Source organism: Mycobacterium sp., from assembly GCF_049280035.1.
GTDB lineage: Bacteria > Actinomycetota > Actinomycetes > Mycobacteriales > Mycobacteriaceae > Mycobacterium.
Genome location: NZ_JBAPPI010000850.1, coordinates 1 through 1,658, shown reverse-complemented (window position 1 = coordinate 1,658; position 1,658 = coordinate 1). Strand labels below are relative to the sequence as shown.

Annotated in this window: 3 protein-coding genes; 2 read left to right on the top strand and 1 reads right to left on the bottom strand. The window is 68.9% G+C overall.

The genetic code is table 11. The features are described 5' to 3' along the window. On the bottom strand, positions 1 to 258 hold a 258-nt coding region (locus WAN71_RS27175; protein WP_422228291.1), incomplete at its 3' end, for a hypothetical protein. 106 nt (positions 259 to 364) lie between these two features. Between WAN71_RS27175 and WAN71_RS27170 the strand changes: the two genes are divergently transcribed. Both WAN71_RS27170 and WAN71_RS27165 read left to right on the top strand, forming a co-directional pair. Further along, positions 365 to 895, top strand: coding sequence for a general stress protein (locus WAN71_RS27170; RefSeq protein WP_331510209.1), 531 nt, complete (start codon positions 365 to 367; stop codon positions 893 to 895). A 3-nt stretch (positions 896 to 898) separates the two neighbouring features. Continuing rightward, positions 899 to 1,658: extracellular solute-binding protein (locus tag WAN71_RS27165; protein ID WP_422228290.1), on the top strand; the 760-nt coding region annotated here is incomplete at its 3' end.

Here is a 1,658-nt window from a genome sequence, read left to right as displayed (position 1 = left end):
GAAATAGGGCGGCGGTCCGCCGTACCCGATCGGCCCGCCGGGCGCGGGTGGCGGATAGCCGTATCCAGGCCCCGGTGGCGCCTGCGCAGGGTATGGCGGTTGCGGAGGATATGGCGGCGGATGCGGGTAGGGGTACTCGGGGTAGTTCACCGGTTCCTGCGGGTTTACCGGTGGATGTGGGTACTGCTCCCAGGGCCGGGGCGGGTCGGCGCGAGCGCGGTATTCCTCCCCGCGGCCACCGCCGCCCTGAGCTGTCATGGTGACAACCTAGCGCGACGCCCAGTTGGGCCACCGTTTGCGCAGGTGGTGGGCAAGCCGCTGGTTGTTCACCTCGGCGCGGCGATAACAGAGCAGAATGAAATCCATGAGCAGCCCTTTTCAGCCTGGACAGGTTCCCGGTGCCGCACCCGGCGCCCGCGCCGGGAGCCGGCGTGCCCCCGGATTGCCCACACCGCCGAAAGGTTGGCCGGTCGGTTCGTACCCCACGTATGCCGAAGCGCAGCGTGCGGTGGACTACCTGTCGGATCAACAGTTCCCGGTGCAGCAGGTGACGATCGTCGGGGTGGACCTGATGCAGGTCGAGCGGGTCACCGGGAGGCTGACCTGGCCGAAAGTGTTGGGCGGCGGCGTGATCAGCGGCGCCTGGCTGGGCCTCTTCATCGGCTTGGTGCTGACCTTGTTGTTCTCCAGCCCCCACCCGCTGGAGGCGTTGACCACCGGTTTGGTCGCCGGAGTGTTCTTCGGCCTGATCACCTCGGCGATTCCGTACTCGATGGCGCGCGGTACCCGCGACTTCAGTTCCACGCTGCAATTGGTGGCCGGCCGATACGACGTTCTCTGCGACCCGCAGAACGCTGAGCACGCTCGGGATCTGCTTGCGCGCCTGGCTATCTGATTCGTGGCGACTCGTCGCGGACGCGCGCGCCGGATCGGCGCGATCGCGCTGGCGTTGCTGACGGCAGGATCGGCGATATCTTCCTGCGGAGCCCGCGACGGCGGGCGGGTGATCAGCTTTTTCACCCCGGCCGGCGACGCCGCGGCGTTCACCGCGGTGGCCCAGCGCTGCACCGACCGGTTCGGCGGGCGCTTCACCGTGCGGCATGTCGCCCTGCCGCGGGCCACCGATGACCAGCGAGTGCAGTTGGCCCGCCGGCTGAGCGCCAACGACCACACCGTCGACGTGATCGCGATGGACGTGATCTGGACGGCCGAGTTCGCCGAAGCGGGCTGGGTGCTGCCGCTGTCGGACGACCCGGCCGGTCGGGCGGAGGCCGACGCCACCACCGACACCCTGCCCGGGCCGTTGAGCACCGCGACCTGGCGGCACCGGTTGTACGCCGCACCCGTCAGCACCAACACCCAATTGCTCTGGTACCGACCGGATTTGATGAACAAGCCGCCGGAAACGTGGAGCGCGGTGCTCGACGAGGCTGCCCGGTTGCACGCCGCGGGCGGACCCAGCTGGATCGGGGTGCAGGCCAACCAGAACGAGGGAGTGGTGGTCTGGTTCAACACGTTGCTGGAAAGTGCCGGTGGCCAAGTGCTTTCCGACGACGGCAGCACGGTCACCCTCACCGACACGCCCGCGCACCGAGCCGCCACCGTCACCGCGTTGCAGATCATGAAGTCGGTGGCCACCGCGCCCGGCGCCGACCCTT